Annotated in this window: 19 protein-coding genes; 9 read left to right on the top strand and 10 right to left on the bottom strand. The window is 73.4% G+C overall.

Annotation, left to right across the window (positions count from 1 at the left end; all coding sequences use genetic code 11):
• Positions 1–46 precede the first annotated feature (46 nt).
• The 3 genes from ACGFI8_RS41735 to ACGFI8_RS41725 all read left to right on the top strand — a co-directional run bounded on the left by ACGFI8_RS41735 (position 47) and on the right by ACGFI8_RS41725 (position 2,951).
• Positions 47–1,660 carry a hypothetical protein gene (locus tag ACGFI8_RS41735; protein WP_392813214.1) on the top strand — a complete coding sequence of 538 codons (1,614 nt, stop codon included), beginning with the start codon at positions 47–49 and terminating at the stop codon, positions 1,658–1,660.
• A 26-nt stretch (positions 1,661–1,686) separates the two neighbouring features.
• Positions 1,687–2,133 (top strand): SRPBCC family protein, encoded by a 447-nt coding sequence (locus tag ACGFI8_RS41730; protein WP_392813212.1) that lies wholly within the window; start codon positions 1,687–1,689, stop codon positions 2,131–2,133.
• A gap of 155 nt (positions 2,134–2,288) precedes the next feature.
• Positions 2,289–2,951, top strand: a complete 663-nt coding sequence (locus ACGFI8_RS41725; RefSeq protein WP_392813210.1) for a hemerythrin domain-containing protein — start codon at positions 2,289–2,291, stop codon at positions 2,949–2,951.
• On the opposite strand, the gene ACGFI8_RS41720 is transcribed toward ACGFI8_RS41725, so the two are convergent.
• From ACGFI8_RS41720 to ACGFI8_RS41700, 5 genes are all read right to left on the bottom strand, one after another.
• Positions 2,924–6,115 carry a BTAD domain-containing putative transcriptional regulator gene (locus tag ACGFI8_RS41720; protein WP_392813208.1) on the bottom strand — a complete coding sequence of 1,064 codons (3,192 nt, stop codon included), beginning with the start codon at positions 6,113–6,115 and terminating at the stop codon, positions 2,924–2,926. The genes ACGFI8_RS41725 and ACGFI8_RS41720 overlap by 28 nt on opposite strands.
• Positions 6,116–6,182: 67 nt before the next feature.
• Positions 6,183–7,307 carry an LLM class flavin-dependent oxidoreductase gene (locus ACGFI8_RS41715; RefSeq protein WP_392813207.1) on the bottom strand — a complete coding sequence of 375 codons (1,125 nt, stop codon included), beginning with the start codon at positions 7,305–7,307 and terminating at the stop codon, positions 6,183–6,185.
• Positions 7,304–8,416 carry an LLM class flavin-dependent oxidoreductase gene (locus ACGFI8_RS41710; RefSeq protein ID WP_392813205.1) on the bottom strand — a complete coding sequence of 371 codons (1,113 nt, stop codon included), beginning with the start codon at positions 8,414–8,416 and terminating at the stop codon, positions 7,304–7,306. The genes ACGFI8_RS41715 and ACGFI8_RS41710 overlap by 4 nt, the downstream gene beginning before the upstream one ends.
• Entirely contained in the window at positions 8,409–9,740 is a 1,332-nt protein-coding gene (locus tag ACGFI8_RS41705) for an NtaA/DmoA family FMN-dependent monooxygenase (protein ID WP_392813204.1), read from the bottom strand. Before ACGFI8_RS41705 ends, ACGFI8_RS41710 begins: the two co-directional genes overlap by 8 nt.
• Positions 9,737–10,828, bottom strand: coding sequence for an LLM class flavin-dependent oxidoreductase (locus ACGFI8_RS41700; protein ID WP_392813202.1), 1,092 nt, complete (start codon positions 10,826–10,828; stop codon positions 9,737–9,739). Before ACGFI8_RS41700 ends, ACGFI8_RS41705 begins: the two co-directional genes overlap by 4 nt.
• 200 nt (positions 10,829–11,028) lie before the next feature.
• Between ACGFI8_RS41700 and ACGFI8_RS41695 the strand changes: the two genes are divergently transcribed.
• Genes ACGFI8_RS41695 through ACGFI8_RS41680 form a run of 4 tightly spaced genes read left to right on the top strand, consistent with a single transcriptional unit; the run spans position 11,029 to position 16,051 of the window.
• Complete coding sequence (locus ACGFI8_RS41695) at positions 11,029–12,663, top strand: ABC transporter substrate-binding protein (RefSeq protein ID WP_392813201.1); 1,635 nt, start codon at positions 11,029–11,031, stop codon at positions 12,661–12,663.
• Positions 12,664–12,665: 2 nt separating this feature from the next.
• Entirely contained in the window at positions 12,666–13,586 is a 921-nt protein-coding gene (locus ACGFI8_RS41690; protein ID WP_392813199.1) for an ABC transporter permease, read from the top strand.
• Positions 13,587–13,591: 5 nt separating this feature from the next.
• Positions 13,592–14,440, top strand: a complete 849-nt coding sequence (locus tag ACGFI8_RS41685; RefSeq protein WP_392813198.1) for an ABC transporter permease — start codon at positions 13,592–13,594, stop codon at positions 14,438–14,440.
• Complete coding sequence (locus tag ACGFI8_RS41680) at positions 14,441–16,051, top strand: dipeptide ABC transporter ATP-binding protein (RefSeq protein ID WP_392813196.1); 1,611 nt, start codon at positions 14,441–14,443, stop codon at positions 16,049–16,051.
• Between the two features lie 218 nt (positions 16,052–16,269).
• Here ACGFI8_RS41680 and tsaA read toward each other — a convergent pair whose 3' ends face one another.
• Positions 16,270–16,686, bottom strand: coding sequence for a tRNA (N6-threonylcarbamoyladenosine(37)-N6)-methyltransferase TrmO (tsaA, locus tag ACGFI8_RS41675; RefSeq protein WP_392813195.1), 417 nt, complete (start codon positions 16,684–16,686; stop codon positions 16,270–16,272).
• 54 nt (positions 16,687–16,740) lie between these two features.
• Here tsaA and ACGFI8_RS41670 point away from each other — a divergent pair, with 54 nt between their 5' ends.
• A complete protein-coding gene (locus ACGFI8_RS41670) occupies positions 16,741–17,442 on the top strand; it encodes a GNAT family N-acetyltransferase (protein ID WP_392813193.1) in 702 nt (233 codons plus the stop codon).
• A gap of 507 nt (positions 17,443–17,949) precedes the next feature.
• A complete protein-coding gene (locus ACGFI8_RS41665) occupies positions 17,950–18,318 on the top strand; it encodes an ADP-ribosylation/crystallin J1 (RefSeq protein ID WP_392813259.1) in 369 nt (122 codons plus the stop codon).
• 64 nt (positions 18,319–18,382) lie between these two features.
• On the opposite strand, the gene ACGFI8_RS41660 is transcribed toward ACGFI8_RS41665, so the two are convergent.
• The 4 genes from ACGFI8_RS41660 to ACGFI8_RS41645 all read right to left on the bottom strand — a co-directional run bounded on the left by ACGFI8_RS41660 (position 18,383) and on the right by ACGFI8_RS41645 (position 24,716).
• Positions 18,383–18,994: a disulfide bond formation protein DsbA gene (locus tag ACGFI8_RS41660; protein WP_392813258.1), complete on the bottom strand. Its 612-nt coding sequence runs from the start codon at positions 18,992–18,994 to the stop codon at positions 18,383–18,385.
• Between the two features lie 76 nt (positions 18,995–19,070).
• Positions 19,071–21,569, bottom strand: a complete 2,499-nt coding sequence (locus tag ACGFI8_RS41655) for an Hsp70 family protein (RefSeq protein WP_392813191.1) — start codon at positions 21,567–21,569, stop codon at positions 19,071–19,073.
• Between the two features lie 94 nt (positions 21,570–21,663).
• Complete coding sequence (locus ACGFI8_RS41650; RefSeq protein WP_392813190.1) at positions 21,664–22,851, bottom strand: glycoside hydrolase family 26 protein; 1,188 nt, start codon at positions 22,849–22,851, stop codon at positions 21,664–21,666.
• Positions 22,848–24,716: a glycosyltransferase family 2 protein gene (locus ACGFI8_RS41645; RefSeq protein WP_392813189.1), complete on the bottom strand. Its 1,869-nt coding sequence runs from the start codon at positions 24,714–24,716 to the stop codon at positions 22,848–22,850. Before ACGFI8_RS41645 ends, ACGFI8_RS41650 begins: the two co-directional genes overlap by 4 nt.
• Between the last annotated feature and the right edge of the window lie 148 nt (positions 24,717–24,864).

Below are 24,864 nucleotides of genomic sequence, written 5' to 3'. Positions count from 1 at the left end.
GGTCCGGCGATTCCCGAGGGCGGCTCGTATCCAGTACGGTGCCTGCGTGAATCACGGGGAGAACATGGAGCCGTCGCCGGCTCCGGCGGCGCCGGGCTCGGACGAGCCGACGGTGCCGGCCGAGCCGGGTCCCGCCGCGCCGGTTTTGCCGCCGGTCGCGCCGGTTTTGCCGCCGACGGTGATGATTCCGCGGCAGCGCGGGCCGGAGATGTACGTGCCGCAGCCATCTCACCCGGCGGACCCGGCGCCGCCCTACTCGGCACCACCATTCTCGGCCCCGCCCTACTCCGCACCGCCGTTCTCCGCACCGCCCGGCTCGACGCAGGCGTTCCCGGCGCCGCCCGGTCCAGGGCATCCGGGGCAGCCAGGGCATCCGGGGCAGCCCGCCGGGATGCCGGGGTACTGGCCGGTGCCCCAGGCGCCGCCGCGGCCGCGCCGGCGCGGGCTGGTCGCGACCGGCGTCGTCGCCGCGGTCGTCCTCGTCCTCGCCTTCGCCGTGTGGATCGCCTCCGCGGGGCCCGTCGGGCAGAACGCCCTCGTCGGCTCGGGCCACGCGCTGCCGGGCCGGTCCGGGGCGGCGGCCGGCACCGCGCCCGGGGCCAAGGGCGAGAACACCGTCTCCGACAAGATCCTCGCGACGCTGTCCAAGCAGTCCAAGGCGCTGCTCGCGGGCGACCACGACGGCTACCTCACCGGGGTCGGCGGCGGGCTGCAGGACGGGTTCAACCGGCGGTTCGGCTCGCTGCGCGCGATGGGCGTGCAGACCTGGAAGCCGACGCTCGTGGACAAGCCCGCGCAGAACGCCGACGGCACCTGGTCGGTGCTCGTGCGGTACGACTACTGCTTCGGCACGGGCTGCACCCAGCTGTTCCCGCAGGTCGTGCAGACCTCGTGGACGGTCGTCGGGGACCAGGCGTCGGTCGCGAAGTACGAGCAGAGCTCCGAGCCCTGGGACGCCTCCGCGCTGCAGGCGGTCACCGGCCGGCGGGTCATCGTCGCCGGGTCGACGGCCAACGCGGGCAAGCTGCAGCGGGTGCTGCCCAAGGCCGACGCGGCCGCGGACGTGGCCGACCGCTACGCGCACTGGGACCCGCCGCCGAAGTGGTACATCGTCTACGTCGCCGGCGAGGGCGAGTGGAAATCGTGGTGGGACAACGGCGACATCGGGGCGTCGTACGACGGCTACTCGACCGGCCCGCGCGGCATTGTCATGCAGGCCGCCGACGCCACCCAGCAGTGGCTGCAGATCCTGCTGACGCACGAGTTCGGCCACGTGGTGACGGTGGGCGAGGACTATGGCACCGCCGATAACTGGTGGCTTGTCGAGGGCATCGCCGACTACATTTCCGACCGCGACGGCACGACGATGCGCGGCCGGCTGCCGGACGTGCGCCGGTTCGTGAAGAAGGGCTGGAACGGCTCGATCACGCTCGGCCCGCCGCCGGACACGGCCTCGGACCAGGAGATCGACGCGCGGTACGGCATCGCGCTGATCGCCGTGACCTGCCTGTCGAAGAAGTTCGGCGAGCCGAAGATGCTGGACTTCTTCGGCGCGGTGGTGCGCAAGAACACGTCGCTGGAGTCCGCTTCGACCTCGGTGCTGGGCACGGAGTGGAGCGGCGTGGCGTCGTCGTGCGCCGCCCAGGTGCGCAACTCCTGACCACCGATAGGCTCCGAATCGCGCGAATGCATTGGGCCACGCTATTCATTGAGGTGATCGACATCGCTTCCATCCGTCACGAAGTCGTGGTCGCCCGGCGTCCGCACGAGGTTTGGGACGTGCTGCGGGACGTCGGTGCGGTGCACCGCCGGCTGCTGCCGGGGCGGGTGCAGGACGTCAGCATCGACGGGAACGTGCGGACGCTGACGATGCCGGACGGGCACATCGTGCGCGAGCTGATCGTCGACGTGGACGACGATGCGCGCCGCCTTGCCTACGCCGTGGTCGAGGGCGCCCGGCCCCCGCTGGAGCACCACCACGCGACCTTCCAGGTCTTCGCCGAGGGTGACGCGCAGAGCCGTCTGGTCTGGGTCACCGACATCCTGCCCGACAGCCTGGCCGACCTCATCCGCGAGCGCTGCGCGCGCGGCGCCGTCGAGATGCAGCGGGTCATCGAGTCGGCCGGAGAGTGAACGTCCGTCCGGCCGCGTGGTAGCAGGACTCGGATGCCGACTGTGTGTTGTCGTGCGGAAAGTGTGTGGCCGGTGTGTGGGCGGTGTTGGTGGGCCAGGCGGCCCGCGGGCCGCAGGCTGGTCATCAGCTGACCATCCGTCCACAGGAGGACCCCATGAGCGTGCCCGCCACCGACCACAGGCCCAACGTGCAGGAGATGACCGTGATCCACCGGGTCTTCCGCCGTGAGCTTGCGCAGATCCCCCGCCTGGTGCGCGCCACCGACGGCCGGAACACCGACCGGGTCCGCCTGGTCGGCGAGCACGTCGAGTTCGTGCTCGCCTTTCTGCATGCGCACCACTCGGGGGAGGACGAGCTGCTCTGGCCGCGGCTGCTGGACCGGGCCGCGCCGTCGGCCGGCCTCGTGCACACCATGCAGGAGCAGCACGCCCGGGTCGAGCAGTTCACCGCGGCGGCGCACGACGCGCTGCGACAGTGGGTGGACGCGCCCGCCACCGCGACGGGGGAACGGCTGGCCGGCCTCGTGGACGAGCTGCGCGCCGCGCTGGTGACGCACCTCGACCTGGAGGAGCACGAAATCCTGCCGCTCGTCTCGCGGCACGTCACCGCCGAGGAATGGGCGCTGCTCGCCGAGCACGGCAAGAATGCCATGCCGCGCAAGCAGCTGCCGCTCGTGTTCGGCGCGATACTCGAGGACGCCGGCCCGGCCGAACGGGCCGAGCTGCTCGCCGCGGTACCCGCGCCGATCCGCTTCTTCCTGCGCACCGCCGGGGCCCGGCAGTATCGCCGTTACATCACTCGGCTGCGAACCGGCTGAGCCGTTCGGCCAGCCCGGCGATCTGGTCGAGGCCGAGCAGGCGGCCGTCGTCGAAGGCGGCCTGGAAGGTCGGCTCTCCCAGCCGATCTCGTACGGCGGCCAGGTCGCCGGCGGCCATCCGCCGCGACGCCGGCACCCGTCCGGCCGGCCCACCGTCCGCAGGCGCCGCCTCCAGGGGCGCGCCGGACAGGCTGGCCGCGGCGCCGAACAGCCGTGCGGCGGTCGGGGCATCGCCCATCCGGGCGGCGACCCCGGCGAGGGCCGGCAGGGCGTACGCGAGCGGCCACCGGATCCGCGCGTGGACGGCGACCGTCACGGACTCTGCCAGCAGCCGGGCGGTGCCGCGGTCGTCGCCGGCCATCTCGGTCACGGTGGCGCGCATGTTGAGGATCATCGCCACCGCGAACGGGTTGCCGCCGTCGCGGGGCCGTCTCCTCGGCCGCGCCCAGCCAGCGGACGGCGGTGGCGAGATCGCCGGACAGGATCGCGATCTGCGCCCGTACGCCGAGCAGCACCGCTGCGGCCCAGCCGCTCCCGCCGGCGGGCACCGCCCCGACGACCTGCTCCGCGGCCGGCACGTCGCCGACGAACACGGCCGTCAGCGCCGCGATCGCCGCCGTCTCGGTGATCAGCTGGGTGTCGGCCAGGGTACGGGCGAGTTCGAACGCGGCCGTGGCGTCCTCGCGAGCCCGGGGCAACTCGCCGAGCGCGTATGCCAGGACGCCGGCGGCGCCCAGCGCGTGACAGCGTGGACCGTCGGGCAGCGCCGCCGTCCGGGCCCGGTCGAGCCAGCCGAGCCCCTCGGCCGCGTGCCCGCGCAGCGTCAGGTACAGGATGAGGTCCCAGATCATCGTGGCGGCGGCCGCGGTATTCCCGCCGTCGGCGAGGAGCCGTTCTACGGCCGCGCTGAGGTTGGCGTGGTCTTCCTCCAGGGCGTCCAGCCGCCGCGCCAGGTCCGCGCCGTCGAGACCCGGGCGGCTGCGGCTCGCGGCGGTCCGGAAGTGTTCGGCGTGGCGGTCGGCGACCAGCTCGGCATCCGGCGCACCGGCCAGCCGGCGCCGCGCGTACCGGTGGATCGGCCCCAGCATCCGGAACCGGGTCTGCCCGGCCGGGCCGGCGGTGCCGGCCGGGACGCGCACGACGAGGGACTGCTCGACCAGCGTCGCGAGGTCGGCCATGGCGCTGTGCTCGGCACCGCCGACCGCCTCGGCCGCCTCCAGCGAGAAGGTTCCGCTGAACGCCGCGAGGCGGGCGAACAGCCGGCGCTGCGCCCCGTCGAGCAGCTCGTAGCTCCAGTCGACCGTGGCCTGGACGCTCTGCTGCCGATCGGGCAGGTCCCGGATCGCTCCGGCCGACAACGCATAGTCCAGCCGCTCCAGCAGCGCGGCCGGCTCCAGCAGCCGGGACCGGGCGGCGACCAGCTCGATCGCCAGCGGCAGGCCGTCGAGGCGCCAGCAGATCGCCGCGATCGTCGCCGCGTTCTCCCGGGTGAGCGACACGGGGGCGCCCATGGCCGCGGCCCGGTCGAGGAACATGGCCGCCGCCGGCGAGCGCCGCACGCCGTCCGGGTCGTCCACTGCCCACGCGTCCGGCACCTCCAGCGGCTCGACGACCACCTCGTGCTCGGCCCGGATCCGCAGCGGCGACCGACTGGTCGCCAGCACGACCAGGTCGGGGCAGCGCGCTACCAGATCGGCCACGTCGACCGCGCAGCCGAGCAGGTGTTCGAGGTTGTCCAGGACGAGCAGGAGCCGGCGGCCGGCCAGAAACTCGGTGATCACGGTTCGTACCGACGTGCCTTGTGGGCGTTGCTCCGCGATGCCCAGCTGCCGGGCTACGCTGTCCAGCACCTGGCGGGGATCTCGCAGCGCGGCCAGCTCCACGACGACGTGCCCGTGCGGGAACGCCTGCGCCACCTGGGCGGCGACCGCCAGAGCCAGCCGGGTCTTGCCGACCCCGCCCGGCCCGGTCAGCGTGACCACCCGCCGGGACGTCAGCAGCGCCGCGACAGCGGCCACATCGGCCGCGCGCCCGATGAGGGGCGAGCGCTCGACCGGCTCGTCGAGCGCGGGCTGCGGCGCGCCCGACGCCGCTCGCGCCTGACCGGGGACCGCCGCGGCGAGGGCGGCCCGGCCACCGTCGTCGAGCCCCAGCGCGTCGGCCAGCGCTCGCACGGTGTGTGGATACGGCCGGCGCCGCACCCCGCGCTCCAGGGCGCCGATCGCGTTGACGGTCAGCCCGGCGCGCTCGGCGAGCTCTTCCTGGGTGAGCGCACGCTGCTCGCGGAGTGTGCGCAGGTGTGCGCCGAACGCCCCGGCTACGGCCGGCCCGCCCGCGGACCGCCCGGGCTCGGCGACCCGCGTCGCGGCCAGGACCGGCGGCGCGTGGTCGAGGGCCGGGTCGTGCCGCAGGATGGCGGTCTCCAGGGCCTGCAGGTGCGGTCCTGGCGGCAGCCCCAGCTCGGCGTCCAGCACCGACCGGGCCCGGCGGAAGGCCGCCAGCGCGTCGGCCTGGCGGCCGGAGCGGTACAGGGCGAGCATCAGTTGGCCCCAGGACCGTTCCCGGAACGGGTGCCGGTCCAGCAGGTTCTGCGCGGCGGCGCTCGCCTCGGCGTTGCGGCCGGTGGTGAGCAGGACCTCCACGAGGTCCTCGACGGCGGCGTCGTGGCGCTCGCCGAGCTGGGCCGCGACCGCGGTGGCGAACTCCTCATCGGCGAAGTCGGCCAGCGGCGCGCCCCGCCACTCGCCGAGCGCCGCCGTCAACGCGTGCTCCGCCTCGGCGAACGCGCCCGCGGCCAGGTGGGCGCGGGCGGTCTCCACGCCGGTGGTGAACCGGACCGCGTCGACCTGGTCGCCGTGGACTGCCAGCAGGTAGCCGGGCTCGCGGGTCACCAGCAGCCTCGCCGGGGTCCGGGGCGGCCGGTCCGGTTCCAGCACCCGCCGCAGCTGCGAGATGTAGGCCTGGAGGGTGCCCGTCGCGCTCGACGGCGCCTCGTCCGCCCAAAGTCCGTGGATGATCCGGTCGAACGAGACGACACGCCCCGGTTCGAGCAGCAACAGGGCGAGCACAGCCCGCTGTTTGCGGGCGCCGAGGTCGAGGGGGATTTCGCCCGGCGTCCGGACAACCTCCAAGGGGCCGAGGATCCGGAAGTCGAGCCGTGCCACCGGATCACGGTACCGACCATTCGGGGCGCGGGGAATCGGCCGATGAAAACCCGACAGCGCGGGCCGGTCACGCGAACCAGTGGCGCGCCAGCAGTTCGAAGGAGCGGACCCGGTCCGCGTGGTCGTGGGCGATGGTCGTGACCAGCAGCTCGTCGGCGTCGGTCGCGGCGCGCAGGATCGACAGGCGCTCCGCGACCTCCGCCGGGGTGCCGACGAACTGCGTGTCCAGGCGGTCCTGGACCAGGGCCAGTTGCTCCGCGGTGAGCGGCGTGGCCCCCGCCTCGGCCGGGGTCGGGAACGGGATCGCGCCGCGGCCCGAGCGGATGCTGTGCACCCAGTGGCCGTACGGGGCGGCCAGGTGCCGCGCCTCGGTCGTCGTCGGGGCGACCACGACGTCGGCGGAGACGAGGACGTACGGGCGGTCGAGGACCTCCGACGGGCGGAACGCGGAGCGGTAGTGGGCGACCGCCTCCAGGACGGTGGCCGGGGAGACGTGGTAGTTGGCGGCGAACGGCAGGCCCCGCTCCCCCGCCACCTGCGCGCTCTGCCCGGCGCTGCTGCCCAGGATCCACAGCTCGGTCTTCGCGCCCTCGCCGGGGGTGACGTGCACCTCGATACCGTCGCGGGCGTAGCTGCCGGCGATCAGGGCGCGGATGTCGTCGACGACCTCGGCGAAGTCCGGGGACTGCGCGCCGGGCTGCTGCTGCAGGCCGGCGTAGACGGCCCAGCGCGGGGACGCGGCGATCGTGGTGAAGTCGAACGGGGGTGGGATGAGGAGGCCGTCGACGACGTGGGACTCGGTGCGCGGGGCCGGGCGGGGGCCGGTGAGGGCCGACAGCGCCTCCGCGCGGCGCTGGCCCGAGCGGCCGAGGCCGAGGTCGAGCCGGCCCGGGAAGACGGCGTCGAGCAGGCCGAAGCTCTCCACGATGGACAGTGCGGTCTGGTGGCCGACCTGCACGGCGCCGGAACCGACCCGGATCCGGTCCGTGGCCGCGGCGATGAGGCCGATGAGCACGGCCGGGGCGGCACTGGCCACGCCGTCGGTGAAGTGGTGCTCGGCGACCCAGTACCGGTGGTAGCCGAACGACTCGGCGCGCCGGGCGAGGTCGATGCTGTTGCGCAGCGCGCCGCCCGCGTCGCTGCCGGACGGGATCGGTGCGAGGTCCAGGATGGACAGTGGTACGGCGGTCATGACGGCCTCCCCAGGACGCCTTCGGCGAAGGCGTACGCCTCTTCCAGATGCGGATAGCCGGACAGGATGAACTCGGAGATGCCGGCCGTACGGTACTCCTCGATGCGCGCGGCCACCTCGGCGTGACTGCCGACGAGGGCCGTGCCGGCGCCGCCGCGCACGAGGCCGATGCCCGCCCACAGGTTGGGGGCGACGACGAGGCGGTCGCGGGAGCCGCCGTGCAGGGCGAGCATGCGCCGCTGGCCCTCGGACTCGAGCGCCCGCAGGCTCTCCTGGCGTTGCCGTACCGTGTCATCGTCCAGGCCCGCGATGAGCCGCTCGGCGTCGTCCCAGGCGCGGTCGGCGGTGTCGCGGGTGATGACGTGCAGCCGGATGCCGAACCGGAGTGACCGGCCGTGGGCGTCGGCCTCGACGCGCACCTTGGCGATCTTCTCAGCCACCTGCTCGACCGGCTCGCCCCAGGTGAGGTACACGTCAGCGTGCCGGGCGGCGAGGCGCACCGCGGCCGGCGAGGAGCCGCCGAGGTACACGGTCGGGATGACCTGCGGCGGCTCGCGCAGCAGGCCGCCCTCGACGGTGTAGTGCGCTCCATTGTGGTCGAAGCGCTCGCCGCGCCACGCGGCGCGGACCACGTCGAGGAACTCGCCGGCCCGCTCGTAGCGGGCGTCGTGGTCGAGGAGGTCGCCGTAGCCGCGCTGCTCCTGCGCGCTGGAGCCGATGACGACGTTGAGCAGCAGCCGGCCGGCGGACAGGCGCTGGAACGTGGCGGCCATCTGCGCGGCGAGCGCGGGGGCGATGAGGCCGGGCCGGAACGCGACGAGGAAGTTCAGGCGCCGTGTCTGGGCGATGAGCGCGGCCGTGGTGAGCCAGGCGTCCTCGCAGTGCACTCCGGTGGGGGTCAGCACCCCGGCGTAGCCGAGCCGGTCGGCGGCGCGGGCGATGTCGCCGAGGTACTCCAGGCTCGGCTCCCGGTGCGTGGCCGAGCGCGGCAGGCTCGCGAGGTCCTGCGCGCCGATGATGCCGCCGTGGCTGCCCGCGCCCACGGCCCGGTCGTCGCCGCCGGTGGGCAGGAACCAGTGGAAGACCGGGTCAGTCCTGGGGTCAGTCACGGTCGAGTCCCAAGTGCCCGCGCAGGGTGGTGGTCGTGTACTCGGTGCGCAGCACGCCGCGCTCCTGCAGCAGCGGCACGACGGTGTCGACGAACTCGTCGAGGCCGCCGGGGACGATGTGCGGCACGAGGATGAACCCGTCCGCGGCGCCCTGCTGCACGAAGTCGTCGATCGTCGCGGCAATCGACGCCGGGGTGCCGATGAAGGTCTGCCGGCCGGTGACCTCGATGACGAGGTCGCGGATGCCGAGGCCCTTCTCCTCGGCGAGGGCGCGCCACTGGTTCGCGGTGGCGACCGGGTCGTCGTACATGCGGGCGCGGCCCTTGATGATCGAGTCGGCCTCGGGGACCGGGTCGAACGCCGGCAGCGGCCCCTCCGGGTCGAAGTCGCTGAGGTCCTTGTTCCACAGCTGCTCCAGCAGCAGGATCGCGGTCTGCGGGCTGACCTGCTGGCGGCGGACGTGGTGCGCCCTCTCGCGGGCCTCGTCCTCGGTGTCGCCGAGCGCGAAGGTGGCGGCCGGCAGGATCTTCAGCTGCTCGGGGCGGCGGCCGAAGCGCGCCATACGGCCCTTGACGTCGTTGTAGAACGCCTTACCGGCCTCGAGTGTGCCGTGCCGGGAGAAGATGGCGTCGGCGTCGGCGGCGGCGAAGTCCCGGCCGGCGTCGGAGTCCCCGGCCTGGATGATGAGCGGCCGCCCCTGCGGGCTGCGCGGCACCCCGAACGAGCCGGCGATGTCGATGTGCCGTCCCTTGTGGACGAACGCGCCGAGGTCGCCGGTGCGGGTGAAGACGCCCGCGGCCGGGTCGGCGACGGGCTCGCCGGCGGGCCAGGTGTCCCACAGCTCGCGCGCGGTCTGCAGCACCTCGGCCGCGCGGGTGTAGCGGTCCGCGCGGTCGAGGTAGCCGCCGCGGCGGAAGTTCTCGCCGGTGAACGCGTCGGAGGACGTGACGACGTTCCAGCCGGCACGGCCGCCGGAGAGGTGGTCGAGGGTGGCCAGCCGCCGGGCCAGGTCGAGCGGCTCGTTGAAGGTGGCGTTGACGGTCGCGGTGAGCCCGAGGTGGGTGGTGACCGCGGCGAGGGCGCCGAGCACCGTCAGCGAGTCGGGGCGCCCGACGACGTCGAGGTCGTGGATGCGGCCGCGCTGCTCGCGCAGGCGCAGGCCCTCGGCGAGGAAGAAGAAGTCGAACCGGCCGCGCTCGGCGGTGCGGGCGAGGTGCTCGAACGAGGGGAACTCGATCTGGCTGCCGGCGGCGGGGTCGCTCCAGACGGTCGTGTTGTTCACGCCCGGGAAGTGGGCGGCGAGGATGACCGGTCGCTTGGTCATGCGGACACCTTCTCCCGGTCCGGACCGGTCGTCGCGTACCGGCTGGCCGGGCGGCCGAGGCCGAGGTGTCCGCGCAGCGTGGTGGCCTCGTACTCGGTGCGGAAGAGGCCGCGCCGCCGCAGCGCCGGCACCACACCGTCCACGATGGACAGCAGGTCGGCCGGCAGGACGCCGGGGCGCAGCCGGAAGCCGTCGAGGCCGGCCGCGTGCCACTCGGCGAGCAGGTCGGCGAGGTCTCCGGGCGTCCCCTCGAACGTGTGCGCGTCGCTCGCCGGCAGTTCCCCGTCCGGGCGCCGGCCGAGATATACGACCAGGTCGGCGAGGATCCTCACGGGACGGTCGGTCAGCGCGCGGACCTCGGCGATGATCGACCGCGCCGAGTCCGGCCCGGTCGGGGTCACGAGGACGACGTCGGCGTGGGCGGCGGCGAACTCGTACGCCGGCCGGGCGTGGGCGAGCACGGCGACGACCGGCTGGCCCTGCGGCGGCCGCGGGGTGATCGACGGGCCCTTGACGCTGAAGTGCCGCCCGGTGAAGTCGACGTAGTGCAGCCGCTCGCGGTCGATGAAGCGGCCGGTGGCCACGTCGCGGATCTCGGCGCCGTCCTCCCAGCTGTCCCACAGCCGGCGCACCACCTCGACGTGGTCGGCGGCCTCGGCGAACAGGTGCTCGACGTCGCGCCCGCGGTCCGGTGCGGCCTGCACCCGCCACCCGGCGCGGCCCCGGCTGACGTAGTCGAGGGTGGCGAGCTGGGTGGAGACGTGGAACGGCTCGGTGTGGGTGGCGACCACGGCCGGCACCAGGCCGACGTGCGAGGTCAACGGCGCGACCCGGGCCGCGATGAGCAGCGCGTCGAGCCGGCCGCGGACCCGGTCGGTGCGCCCGTCGTCCGGCGTCCCGGCGGGCCTGCGGGCGTCGCGGTCCTCGATGGTGACGAAGTCCAGCCGGCCGCGCTCGGCGTGCCGGACCAGGTCCGTCCAGTATCCGGCGGTGAGCAGCTCGGCGGGGCGGGCGCCGGGCTCGCGCCAGGCCCCCGGGTGCCAGCCGGCGCCGTCCAGCGCCACGGCCAGGTGCAGTCGTTCGGTCATGAGAATCCTCCGCCATCCGGAGCGATGAAGCCAAGCAATGAAGCCGACTAATCCTACGTGCAAGCTATGATTTACACCAGGGGTTCGTGACCCAGACCTCGGTTCGTTGACACCCGCGCCGGCCCGCTGCTGCACTGGCGGAGACGCCGACGCTTCGATCCGGCGTATCTCCCAACCCTCCTGTCCATTGGGGCTCCTCCATGCGCAGATTTCTTGCCGGTCTCGCCGCGGCCGGCTTACTCCTCGCCGGCTGCCAGGGCGGGGCCGCCGGTCCCGACGCCCGTCCCGGCGCCGAGGCCGGCGCGCCGGTCCAGGGCGGCAAGCTCACCTGGGGCATCGAGACCGAGCCGGTCACCTTCAACCCGCACCAGTACGCCCAGGCCAAGGCCCGCCTGCTGGTGTGGAACAGCTTCGAGGCGCTGCTCACCCACGACGACAAGGGCGGGTACGTGCCCTGGCTGGCCAAGTCCTACAGCGTCTCCGCCGACGGCCTGACGTACACCTTCAAGCTCCGCGACGACGTGACCTTCCACGACGGCGAGAAGTTCGACGCCGCCGCGGTGAAGGCCAACCTCGACCAGCTGCAGGTACCCGGGTACGCCCCGTCGGTGCTGGCCACCCAGCTGCGCAACTACAAGGACGCCACGGTCGTGGACGCCACCACGATCGAGGTGCACCTCAAGCAGCCCGACGTGCTCATCCTCGACTTCTTCGCCTCGCCGCAGGGCGCGCAGATCTCGCCGAAGTCGCTCAAGAGCCCGAACCTCAAGGCCGGCGGGCCGGACGTGGTCGGCACCGGGCCGTTCATCCTGGACCGCTACACCAAGGGCCAGGAGGTGCACTACAAGCGCAACCCGAACTACAAGTGGGCGCCGGCCAACGCCGGACACCAGGGCCCCGCATACCTCGACGAGGTCACGTACCGGTTCCTCAAGGAGTCCTCGGTCCGCGTCGGGGCGCTGACCTCCGGCCAGGTGGACGTGGTCGAGGGCGTGCCGGCGACCGAGCAGGAGCTGGTCAAGGCCGACCCCAACCTCACCTTCAGCCGGTCGCTGAACAGCGGCACCGCGTACAGCTACTACTTCAACGAGACGAAGGCGCCGTTCGACGACATCCGGGTGCGCAAGGCGTTCCGCGACGCCGTCGACGTCGACGCGCTGTTGCAGGGCGTCTATCGCGGCACCGCCACGCGGGCGTGGAGCATCCTCAGCCCGTCCGGGCCGTTCTACGACGCTACGCTTCCGAAGACGTACGGCAACAACCCGGCCGAGGCCAACTCGCTGCTCGACCAGGCCGGCTGGTCCACCAAGGACGCCGACGGGTTCCGCACCCGCGACGGCAAGCGGCTCAGCGTGCGCATCGTGCTCTCCGCGCCGTTCGTGCGCGACAAGCGCGACATCCTGGCCCAGGCCGTGCAGGCCGCGGTGAAGCAGTCCGCCGGCATCGACCTGCAGGTCAAGATCGTCGACCAGGGCACCGCTACCGACGCGCTGGCCAAGAACGAGTACGAGGTGTTCGAGAACTCCCGCGCCGACACCGACGCCGGCGCCGCGCTGAGCCTGATCCTGCCCAAGGGCGCGCCGATCAACCGGCACGGGTACAGCTCACCGGAGCTCGACCAGCTCGTCGCCCAGGCCGGGGCGACCACGGACACGGCCAAGCGCAAGGAGATCTACCTGAAGCTGCAGCAGCTGACCGTCACCGACAACGCGACGCTGCTGCCGCTGTACGCGCCGGCCGATCAGATCGCGGCGCAGAAGAAGGTCGGCGGGCTCGGCTTCGAGCCGACCGCCGGCGTGCCGGGCAGCGCGTACAACGTCTGGATCGGCGCGTAGCGATGCTCAAGCCGATCCTGCGGAGATTGGCCAGCGCGGCGGCGGTCCTGTGGGCCGCCGCCACCGCGGCCTACCTCGCGCTGCATCTGGCGCCCGGCGACACGATCGACACCCTCGTCGGCGACGGTCCCGACACTCCGGCGATCCGGGCGCAGATCGCCGCCGACCTCGGCCTGGACCGCCCGGCGGTGGTGCAGTACCTGGCCTACCTCGTACGGCTGCTGCACGGCGACTTCGGCCGCTCCTACGTGCTGCAGCGCCCGGTGACCGACGCCATCGGCGGGCAGATCTGGCCGACCGTGAAGCTGACGCTGCTGGCCAGCGCGTTCAGCGTCGTCATCGCGGTCGGGCTGGCGATCCTCACCACCGGCCGGCCGCGCTGGATTCGCGGCCTGGTCTCGTTCCTGGAGCTGTCCCTCGTCTCGGCGCCCGGCTTCCTCATCGGCATCCTGCTGCTCAGCGTCTTCTCGTTCCGGCTCGGCTGGTTCCCGGTCTCCGGCGACCGCGACGCCTCGGCGCTGGTGCTGCCCGCGCTGTCGCTGGCCCTGCCGATCGGCACGCTGCTGAGCCAGGTGATCCGGGAGGGCCTCGAGCGGGCCCTGGAGGAGCCGTTCGCGGTGACCGCCCGGGCCCGGGGCCTGACCCGGTTCGCCCTGCTGTGGCGGCACGCGCTGCGCCACGCGCTGCTGCCCGCGGTCACGCTCGGCGGCACGCTGATCGGCTTCATGCTCAGCGCCGCGGTCGTGGTCGAGCACGTGTTCGGCCGGCCCGGCCTCGGCCAGGTCGCCACCGACGCGGTCGGCACCAAGGACATCCCGGTCGTGCTGGCCGTGGTGATGCTCGCCGCCGCGATCTACGTGCTGCTCAGCACGCTCGCCGACCTGGCGTATCTCCTGATCGACCCGCGGCTGCGGAAGGGCTGACCACAGTGGACGTCTCGCTGCCCGTACCGTCCACGGTGGACGTTCGTGCCGGATGGCGGCTGCCGTCCCTCGTCGTGCCGGCCGCGTTCCTCGTGCTCGTCGCCGTCGCGGTGGTCGCGCCCGCGCTGCTGACCGGCACCGACCCGCTCGCCGCCGACCCGATGTCGGCGCTGCGGGGGCCGAGCGCCGCGCACTGGTTCGGCACCGACCAGCTCGGCCGCGACGTGTTCACCCGGGTCGTGTACGGCGCCCGGTATTCGCTGAGCATCGGCCTCGCCGCCACCGCGCTGTCGGTCGTCGCCGGCGGCCTCGTCGGGCTGCTCGCCGGGCTCGCCCCGCGGGTCGTGGACGAGCTGCTGAGCCGGGCGCTCGACGTGCTGTCGGCCTTCCCCGAGGTACTGCTGGCGCTGTTGTTCATCGCCTTCACCGAGCCCGGCACGCCCAGCCTGATCCTGGCCATCGCGCTCGCGTTCGCGCCGCGCTACGGGCGCATCGTGCGCGCCCAGACGCTGCTGGTGCGCCGGGCCGGCTACGTCGAGCAGGCCACCACGTTCGGGCTGTCCCACGCCCGCCTCGCCTGGCGGCACATCCTGCCCAACGTGCTCGGCCCGCTGCCGATCCTGGCCACCATCGGCCTCGGCAGCGCGATCGTCAACGCGGCCTCGCTGAGCTTCCTCGGCATGGGCCCGCAGCCGCCGTCGCCGGAGTGGGGCGCGATGCTCGCGGAGAGCCGCAACTACCTGCGGGTCGCCTGGTGGTCGGCGATCCTGCCGGGCCTCGCGCTGACCGCCACCGTCGTCTCGCTCACCGCCGTCGGCCGCCGGCTGCAGGTACGCTTCGAAGGTAGGCGCTGAATGTCCACAGCAGACCCGCTGGTCTCCGTGACCGACCTGCACGTCACCTTCCCCGGCCCCGTGCACGCCGTGCGCGGCGTCAGCCTCAGCATCGCCCCCGGCGAGTGCGTCGCCATCGTCGGCGAGTCCGGCTCCGGCAAGAGCGTGACCGCGCGCTCCCTCGTCGGCCTGGCCGGAGACGCCGCGACGGTACGCCACGCCGGCCTCACCGTCGCCGGCCGGGACACGACCGGCTACACCGACCGGGACTGGCGGCGGCTGCGCGGGCGCCTCGCCGGCCTCGTGCTGCAGGACGCGCTCGTCTCGCTCGACCCGCTCAACACCGTCGGCCGGGAGATCGGCGAGGCCCTGCGCACGCATCGGGTCGGCACCGCCGCCGAGCGCCCGGCCCGGGTCGGGGCGCTGCTGGAGTCGGTGACCGTGCCGGCGGAGCGGGCCCGTTCCTACCCGCACGAGCTGTCCGGCGGCCTGCGCCAGCGCGCGCTCATCGCCTCGGCGATCGCCGCCGACCCGCCGCTGCTCATCGCCGACGAGCCGACCACCGCCCTCGACGTGACCGTGCAGGCCCAGCTGCTGGCGCTGCTCGCCCGGCGCCGGGCCGAGGGGCGGGCGCTGCTGCTCGTCAGCCACGACCTGGCCGTCGTCGCCGGCATCGCCGACCGGGTGCTGGTCATGCGCGACGGGCGCGTCGTCGAGCAGGGTCCGACCGGGCGGGTGCTCGCCGCGCCGGAGCACGAGTACACCCGGATGCTCCTCGCGGCCGTGCCGGACGCCGCCTCCCGCGGGCGCCGGCTGTCCTCCCCCGGCCGGGAGCCGCTGCCGCCGCGGCCCGAGCCGGGCGAGGAGGTGCTGTCCGCCTCGGGCGTGCACCGGCGCTTCGGCGCCCGGCACGCCGTCGTGGACGTCAGCTTCGCGCTGCGCCGCGGCGAGACGCTCGGGATCGTCGGCGAGTCCGGGTCGGGCAAGACGACCCTCGCCCGCATCGCGCTGGGGCTGCTGGAGCCGTCGGCGGGCCGGGTCCGGCTCGGCGGCGAGGACTGGAGCGGGATCCCGGAGCGGCGCCGCCGCTCCCGCCGCCGGCGGTTGCAGGTCGTCTCGCAGGACCCGCTGAGCTCGTTCGACCCGCGGTACACCGTGGAGGAAATCGTCGGCGAACCGCTCCTGGAGCGCGGCCGGGTCCGCCGGGACCGCGTGGTCGAGCTCCTCGAGCGGGTCGGGCTCGACGCGGAGCACCTGCGGCGGCGGCCGCGCGCGCTGTCGGGCGGGCAGCGGCAGCGGGTCGCGATCGCCCGGGCCGTCGGGCCGCGCCCGGACGTGCTGGTCTGCGACGAGCCGGTGTCCGCGCTGGACGTGTCGATCCAGGCGCAGGTGCTCGACCTGCTCGCCGAGCTGCAGGCCGCGGACGGCACGGCGCTGCTGTTCATCTCCCACGATCTGGGCGTGGTGCACCATCTGGCGGACCGGGTGCTGGTCATGAAGGACGGGCGGGCCGTCGAGGAAGGGCCGGTGAACGCGGTGTTCACCGGCCCGTCGCACGAGTACACCAGGCAGTTGCTGGCCGCCCTGCCGTCCCTAGATCTTTCCGGTGCCGGCGCCCGCCGTCACGCTTGACTTGACCGTGGCCGAGCTGTCGACGGTGTAGGAGTACGGGATGCTCGCCACGCTGCCGCTGGTGAGGATCGGGCCCGAGTTGACCAGGAAAGCGCATTCCTAGGCACAACGTCGCACCATTGACAGATCGAAGTCAATGCCTGGCGTTTGCAGTTCAGTTGCAGGAATTTCCGGCCGCGCCCCTCGGCCGGTTCGTGCCGGCGCCGGGTGCGGGGCTGTCAGCGCTCGTCGACCGCGCCGAGGACGGGCTTCACGTCGAGGACCGGGGTGCCGTCGATCGCTTCCAGGCCGCTCACCCGCACCCGCAGGCCGTCCACGGCGAGGATCGCGGCGCGGTGCAGCCCGATCGGGTTGGGCCGGTCCGGGGCCCGGGTGCTGAACACGCCGGTCTCCGGGCGGGTGCGGTCGCCGCGCGAGTGCACCGCGAGGACCTCGCGGTCGGCGCGGTGCAGCCAGGTCAGCAGCAGGATCTGGTCGCCGGGGCGGAGGTCGCGCAGGGCGGGGCGGACGCGCTCGTCGAACACGACCCACGCCGATGGAGCGTCCTCGTCGCCCTGGCGCGGCGCGCCGGCGCGGTCGGTGAGCGGCGACTCGACCCGGCCCACCGGGCGCACCACAAACCCGTCATGCTCCACGCCCGAACCATATACCGGAGAGGATCCCGCCCGGCTGTGGCAAAATCTGCCACGATGGAACCCGGGCAACGACGAGACTCGAGCGACGTCCTCGACGCACCCGTGTGGGCCGCGCTGCACGGCCCGCACCGCCGCTTCGCCGAGGTCACCGGCCTGGCGGCCCGCTTCCGCACCGACGTGGCGCCGTTCTACGCCCTGGCCCCCGACGCCGGCCCGGAGGCCTGGCCGGACCTGGCCAAGCTGACCGGCCCGGGTGCGGAGGTGACGCTCACCGGCGACACCCCGCCGCCCCCGCCCGACTGGACCGTGCTGCGCGTGCTCGGCGGCGTCCAGCTCGTCGACGTGGCCCTGGAGGCCGCGCCGGACCCGGACGCGGTCGTCCTCACCGCCGCCGACGTGCCCGAGATGCTCGACCTGGTGGCGCGCACCCAGCCCGGCCCGTTCCTGCCGCGCACCGTCGAGCTCGGCACCTACCTGGGCCTGCGCCACGAGGGCACGCTGATCGCGATGGCGGGCGAGCGCCTGCACCCGCCGGGCTGGACCGAGATCAGCGCGGTGTGCACGGACCCGGCGTTCCGCGGCCGCGGCCTGGCGACCCGCCTGGTGCGCGCGGTGGCGGCGGGCATCCGCGCGCGGGGCGAGCGGGCGTTCCTGCACGCCTCGGCCGCCAACACGACCGCGATCCGCCTGTACGAGTCGATCGGCTTCGAGCTGCGCAAGCACACCCCGTTCACGACGTTCCTGACCCCGCGATAGCCGCTGCGACCGCCGGACGGGCGGCGGCGTGTGTGGAAACCGTTGGCCGGGGCGGCTTCGACCACGGATGATGATCCGGTGACCGAGCGCTGGGAGACCGTCGAGGCCATCACCGCTGCCCGTGACCGGTTCGAGGCCGCCATTCCCGGCTGGCGACCGCCCGCCGCGTTCGGCATCGCCCGCGACGGCGCCGACGGACCGTCGTTCGTCCGGGTCAGTACCGCCGAAAACCGGCTCCCGGCGGCGGTGCTCGCCACGGTCTGCGGACATGTCGGCCGATCGGGGTCGTACCGCCTCTGCCGGGAAGACCTGGAGCGGGTCATCCGGCTGCTGGCCCCGGCGCAGGCGTGCACCGACCTCGAGCACCCGAACCTCGTGGCCTGGCAATGGTTGCACGCCGACCTGGCGCCCGGCGAGCACGTCGTGGCCGTCTTCGCCGCCGCCCTCACGGACGCGGCCGGCGACCGGTACGTGGCAGCGCTGCTCGCGGCCGCACTGGCCGGACGGGTGGAGAACCCGGACGGCACGACCACGCTGTGGCGCCCGGTCGGGCCGGCCGAGCTGGCGCTGATCCGGGCCGGTGGGTGGCGGGCGTTCCCACCCCGCCTGCCTGACCAGCCGATCTTCTACCCGGTCCTCAGCGAGGCCTACGCCACGAAGATCGCCCGGGACTGGAACACCACCGCCAGCGGGGCCGGATACGTCACCCGGTTCCGGGTCGCCGCCGGCCACGCCCGCCGTTACCCCAGCCGGCAAGCCGGCGGCTCCGACCTGCTGGAGCTGTGGGTCCCGGCCGGCGAACTGGCGGAGTTCAACGTCCACATCGTCGGACCGATCGAGGTCGTCGCCGAGTTCACCAACCACGACGTGCCGTAACCGCTGGTCGATCGGCGGCTCCACGTCGCCGTCCGACCGTAGGGGCGCGGTGCCGGGCCCGCCGTCAGTCGACTTTCGGGGACGTTCGGTTGCCGCGCTTGAGCTCGTAGAAGCCCGGGGTCTGGACCATCAGCAGCATGCCGTCGAAGAGCCGGCCGGCCGCCTCGCCGCGCGGGACCGGGGTCACCACCGGGCCGAAGAAGGCCGACTGTCCGATGTGGATGGCCGGGGTGCCCAGGTCCTCGCCGACCGGGTCCAGGCCCGCGTGGTGGCTGGCCAGCAGGGCCTCGTCGTGGGCGTCGGAGGTCGCCGCCTCGGCGAGGTCGGCCGCGAGGTCCAGCGAGGACAGTGCGGCGCCGTACAGCTGCGGGCCGATCGGCGTGCGGTCGTGGTGGATCCGGTTGCCCATCTCGGTGTAGAGGTCGCGCAGGACCGCCGGGCCGTACTTCTGCTCGGCCGCCACCAGCACGCGCACCGGGCCCAGCGTGTCGGACAGCCAGGTGCGGTACCAGTCCTCGAGATGTTCGCGGTCCTTGTTGAGCAGCCAGAGGCTCATGACGTGGAAGCGCGCCTCCACCGGGCGGACCCGCTCCACCTCCAGCAGCCAGCGGGAGGCGTTCCAGGCCCAGGGGCACTTCGGGTCGAACCACATGTCCACAACGGTCACGCACACCATCCAAGCCGCGGCGATTGGCCCTTGGAAGTTCCAATTCGGCGCCACTTCCATTGGGCCAAATCAACGGTCGCCGCGCTCAGCCGGTGTACTTGAACGCCTCCGCGGTCACCGTGCCGTTGAGCTTGGCCGGGCCGTTGTAGCCGCCCACGGCGTAGATGGTGCCCTGGTAGGCGGTGACCGCCATGCCGGCGCGGGGCATCTGCTGCTTCGGCAGCAGCGGCGTCTTGCTGCTGTCCTGGCACCACCAGTCGTAGAACTTGTCCCCGCCCTCGTTGCCGCCGAGCACGCACAGGCCGATGCCGGTGATGGTGACCGCCGAGGCGCCCTCGCGCGGGTGGTCGAGCTTGAGGCCCGGGCTGATCACCATCTTCTGGTGCACCATCACGTCGATGGTGTCCTTGGGGATGTTGCCCGCCTTCTGCCGGACCCCGCCGATGAACCAGACCGTGCCGGCGTTGTCGGTGGCCGCGGTGAGCTTCTCCCGCCGCTCGGAAAGGATGCCGAGCTTCTCCCACTTGTCGTGCAGCGCCCAGACCGTGTCGTCGGCCTCGCCGCCGGGCTTGGTGCCGCCGGCGAAGACGATGCTCTCGCCGTCGTAGAGCCCAGCGCCGGAGTTGCGCGGCTCGGGCAGGCCCGGGCCCTCCTGCCACTGGATCGCGCCCGGCGGCAGCTTCCACACCTTGTCCGTGGCGCCGCTCTTGGTGAGGCCGCCGATGATCCAGATGGCGTCGTCGGGGTCGCGCACCACCGTCATGTGGCTGGTCGGCACCGGCAGCTTGGGGCCGTCGGACCAGCTGCCCCGGGCGATGTCGAAGACGTGCACGGCGTCCAGCAGGGGGCGTGGGTCCTCCGCGGCCAGGCCGCCGATGACGTACAGCTTGCCGTCGGCGACGGCGGCGCCCGCGCCCTCGAGGGCGCCCCCCGGGAGGTCGGGCAGCTTCGTCCACGATCCGATCGGCGACGGGGGCGCCGCGTTCTGGCCGCCGCTGTCTCGGCCGTCGTAGGCCTTGAGCGCGAACACGGTGCCGACGCTCAGCAGTACGACCGCGGCCACACCGGCGATGATCGCCGCCCGCTTCCGGCCCCGGCCGGTCGGCGGCTCGGGGTCGGGGCGCTCGGGGGCCTCGGCGGGCGCGGGCGCGGGCGCGGACGCGGTGGCGAAGGCGGCGCCCGAGGTCGCCGGGGAGACCGGCGCGGCGGCGACGCCGACGCCCGGGGACACCGGGGTCGCGGAGGACGGGACGCTCGACATCGGCACGCCGGAGATCGGGGCCGCCGGCGCGGAGACGGGCGGCCCGGACATCGGTATCCCGGAGACGGGCATCCCCGAGCCGGGCATCCCGGAGACAGGCACCGACGACACGGGAATCGCCTCGGTGCCGTAGGTCTGGGCGGGCGGCGGGCCGGTGAGCACCGGGGGTCGCGGGCCGGGCCGGGCGGGCGGGGCGCTGACCGAGGCCGAGCCGGTCGCGACGCCGAAGCGGCCGTCGGCGGTCAGCTCGGCGGGGTGCACGACCGCGCCCTCGGCGACCGGCAGCTCCGGCTGCTCCAGGACGGTCGGCGCGACCTCCAGCTCGCGGTGCAGCATCCGGGCGACCAGCGGCACCCGGGACGAGCCGCCGACGAGCAGGATGCCGGCGAGCTGGCTGGCCTGCAGGCCCGACCCGCGCACGACGCGGGCGGTCTCGGCCACGGTACGCGCGATCATCGGGCCGATCTTGCGCTCGACCTCCTCGCGCGTGAGGTGCAGCGCGGCCTCGACGCCGGGGACGGTGACCGGCGCGACCGTGGTGCGCGAGAGCATCTCCTTGGCGCCGCGGATGTCCTCCCAGAACAGCCGGCGGTCGCGGCGGTCCTGGGAGGTGCGCGGGTCCTGCAGGCGCCGCCACACGTCGGGCTCGGCGGCACGCAGCACGTCGCCGAGCAGCTCGACGAGCGCCGCGTCGAGGTCGAGGCCGCCGACGTCCTCGAGGCCGCCGGAGCCGATCACGGTGAAGCCCTGGGGCTCGTTGCGGACCACGGCGATGTCGATGGTGCCGCCGCCGAAGTCGTACACCACCATCGCGGATCCGCCCGGCAGCGGGTGGTTGAGGGCGCTGATGAAGTACCGCGCGGCAGCCACCGGCTCCGGGATCATGCTGACCTGCGGCCAGCCGGCCGCGATCGCGGCGTCATAGAGCGTCCGGCGCCGCGTCTGGCCCCACGAGGCGGGGTAGGTGAGCACGACCGGCGGCGGGAACCGGGTGATCTCGCTGACGCCGACGGCGACGGCCCGCAGCACCGCGGCCAGCATGTGCACCGTGGGCACCTCGGCGGTGCCGAGCAGCACGGCCGGCTCGTCGATGCGCCGCTTCGGGTTGGGCTCGTAGCGGCCCGGGTCGAGCTGGGCCAGCCGCTGGGCGTCGCGGCCCACCGCGAGCTGCCCGTTGTCCTGCAGGAACACCGACGACGGCATGAGCGGGGCGCCGTCGAACAGCACGGGGCGGCGCCGCCCGTCGGGCGAGCGGATCACCGCGACCGTGTTCGACGTGCCGAGGTCGATGCCGACGACGTAGCCGCCGGGCGCCGGGCTCACCACGACGACCTGCCCATCTGTGCTCCTAACAGCGATAACAGCGATGTCGAAACGCGCGCGGCGGCAATGCTAGTGCGGCCGGCCGGCGCGGGCACTAGTTTGATCGGGAGGCCGACGGAGTCGCCGACGCGGTGGCCGAGGGTGCGCCCGACGGCGGCGCGGACTGGGACGCGGCCGGCAGGGTCGTGCGGGGCAGCATGTCGGGCGACCAGCGGGCGCCGAAGTACGGCCGGGAGATGCCCTGCGCGAACGCGGCGGAGGCGGCCTTCGAGGCGGCGATGCGCCAGTCCGTCTCCTTGACCGACTCGTACCACAGAAATCCGATGATCTCCGGGTGCTTCGGCAGCGTCTGCAGCAGGTCGGTGATCCAGTCGGCCTTGCGGCCCTGCGCGTCGGTCGCGGCGGTCTCGGTGACGACGATCGGGCGCTTGCTGATCGTCTTGAGCTCGGCGAGCGTGGACCGGTAGATCTGGTCGAAGGTCTGGTACGTCTCCATGCCCGCGGTTCCGTAGTAGCCTGACAGGCCGACCCAGTCGACGTATTTGTCGCCCGGGTAGAGCTGCGACAGCGGCGTGGAGTTCTCGTAGACGACGTTCGGGCTCCACACCCAGATCACGTTGCCGGCGCCGAGGCGGTCGAACAGGTCGTGCACGTGCCGCCAGGCCGCCACGTAGTCGCCGCGCCGGTTGCCGTTGGCGGACTCGCACCAGGGGTACCAGTAACCGTTCATCTCGTGCGCGAACCGGATCGCGACCGGGTAGGCCAGGTCCTTGATGCCCCTGGCCCACTCCGTGATGTACGCGTCGTAGTCGCCGCCGGTGATCCTCGCCAGCCGGAAGTCGGGCTGCGTGCCGCGGTCCTGGTCCTGTTTGGACTCCGCGCGGTAGTCCCACGGCTCCCAGCCGAGCATCGGCAGCATGCCCCGGTTGACGATGCGGTCGAAGGGCTGGCGGTCGAAGTGCTTCTGCGCCGCCCAGCCGGACGCGAACATCATGACCTGCGGGCTCTTCCCCGCCGCCTGGACAAACCCGTTGTAGTCCGTCAGGTCGCCGGGGCCCTTCTCGGTGAAGATGCCGAAGAACGCGGTACCGGGCGACGGGAAGAACTCCGGGCGGCGGCCGGGCCGGCTCGGCTCCGGCGCGAACGTCGGGCGCGGCTCGGCGAGCTTCTCCTGCCACTGCGCCGACGGCGTCGTGTACGCCTCGACCTGCGGGGCGATGACGAACACGTATCCGCCGATGAGCACGAGCGCCGCGAACATGATCCGGGGCAGCGTGATCATGCGGGGCTCCCCTGCGGCTGCACCTGGTGCGGTAGCGGGAACCCGGCGTGCGGTACCGCCGGGAACCCGTGCACCGTCGGGAGGTCATCGATCGACATGGCGCTCGCCGCGGTGGCCCGGATCGTGACGACCAGGCCCGCGGTCACCGGGTCCTCCTCCGGCTCCACGGCGCCCCGGTCGCGCAGCCAGGTCGAGAACGCGATCAGCGGCGGCACGAGCCCCACGACCACGCTCAGCGAAGCCCAGAAACGCAAGACCACGGAGTTGTACCCCAGGACGGCGCTCGTCCCCAGCAGCGCCGCGCCGACGAAGGCCCACATCGCGTGCGTACGGAAGGTCTTGGGCCCGTCGACGCTGCGCAGCCGCCCCTTCGCCGTCACCGCGTAGGCGAGCGGCCGGCGCAGCAGCGCGGCGAAGCCGGCGGCGGCGTACACGGGCACCGCGAAGAGCGCGAGCAGCATGCCGTGGACGCCGATCTCCCGCTGCTCGTGGCGCGCCAGGTTGAACCGGCGCAGCCACAGCCACAGCACCGCCCAGGTGCCCATGCTCGCGGCCCACAGGCCGAGCCACAGCTGCCACTGGATCTGCGCCGCGTTGATGCCCAGGCCGAGATACGTGCCGGTGGCCACGACGCCCGACACCGCGGACAGGGCCACGCTCGGGTAGTAGGACTGGACCAGCCCGTAGCACAGCCGCTGCCCGGCGCCGAGGCGCTTCAGGTGCGGACGGGAGCGGCGCAGGAGGATCTCCCACACGCCGTACGCCCACCGCTTCTGCTGGTTGAAATAGTCCGTCCAGCTCGTCGGGCCCTCGCCCACCGCGATGACGTCGGGCGTGTAGACGCCCTTCCACTTGCGATCGGTGAGCGGGTTCTTCGCGCCCATCACGACCATGCTCGTCAGGTGGTCCTCGATGATCGAGTCCTGGTATCCGTCGATCAGCCCCCACGCCAGCGGCCGGTACAGGTGGTTCGTGCCGATCAGCAGCGGCGCGTCCAGCCCGTTGCCGCCACGCTCGATCAGCCCCGAGAACAGGTACTGCTGCACCGACGCGCCGTGCACGACCCAGTTGTTGTACATGTTGCCGTACACCTGCGGCGCCACGACGAACGCGACGTCAGGGTCGCGGAAGTAGCCGAGCGTGCGCTCCAGGAAGCTCGGCAGCGGCACGTGGTCGGGGTCCATCTGCGCGACCACGTCGTACACGTGCTCGTGCGTGGCCCGCCACGCGTTGTGGTTGCCGGACTTGGTCTTGGCCCGGAAGGCGCCGTGCTCCTGGTTGAACTCGGGCCGCCCCTTGCGGCTGAAGTGGTGCACGCCGAGCCGCTTCGCCATCGCCTTCACGCGGGGGTCGTCGCCCTCGTCGAGGATCCAGATGTCGACCTGGCCGTTGTAGCGCACCTTCTGCATCGCCCGCAGCGACCGTTCGACGACGTCGATGGGCTCCTTGGCCGGCACGATCGTGGTGAGCATCGCGATGCGCAGCCCCGGTTCCGGCAGCATCGGCACCGGGTCCCGCGCCTTCCACGCGAACACCCACACGGCGAAGTTCTGCAGCAGCCGTACGCCCTCGACCAGCACCACGAAGCAGAACGCGACCCGCGCGACGATCACGTGCCAGTCGCCCGCCCACGACGACCCGGCCCGCGATCCCGGGATGTGCTCCGGCAGCAGCAGCCACCCGATGAACACCAGCCCGGTCAGGAAGTTGGCCGCGATCAGCAGCGACAGCATGACGCGCCGCCACGCGCCGCCGACCCGCCGGTACACCACGGGCTGGTGCGCCTGCGCCGGCAGCGTCAGCGCGCCGGTGATCTCGTTGCACGCCTCGTACGCCCGGTGCGTCGCGGCGAGCTTGTCCTGCATCCGTTTCCGGCGCCGCTGCGCGCGGCTGGGCTTCGCCCCGCCACCGTTCGCGGCGGGCTCGGTTCTCAACGATCGGGGCGCGGCGGTGTCCAGCAACTACCCGGCCTCCGATCTTCAAGGTCTGCACGGAACACCACGTTCTATGGCG

This window comes from Dactylosporangium sp. NPDC048998, assembly GCF_043197855.1.
Taxonomy (GTDB): Bacteria; Actinomycetota; Actinomycetes; order Mycobacteriales; family Micromonosporaceae; genus Dactylosporangium.
The sequence above is the reverse complement of the archived record's forward strand: the minus strand, read 5'-3'. Positions and strand labels throughout refer to the sequence as shown.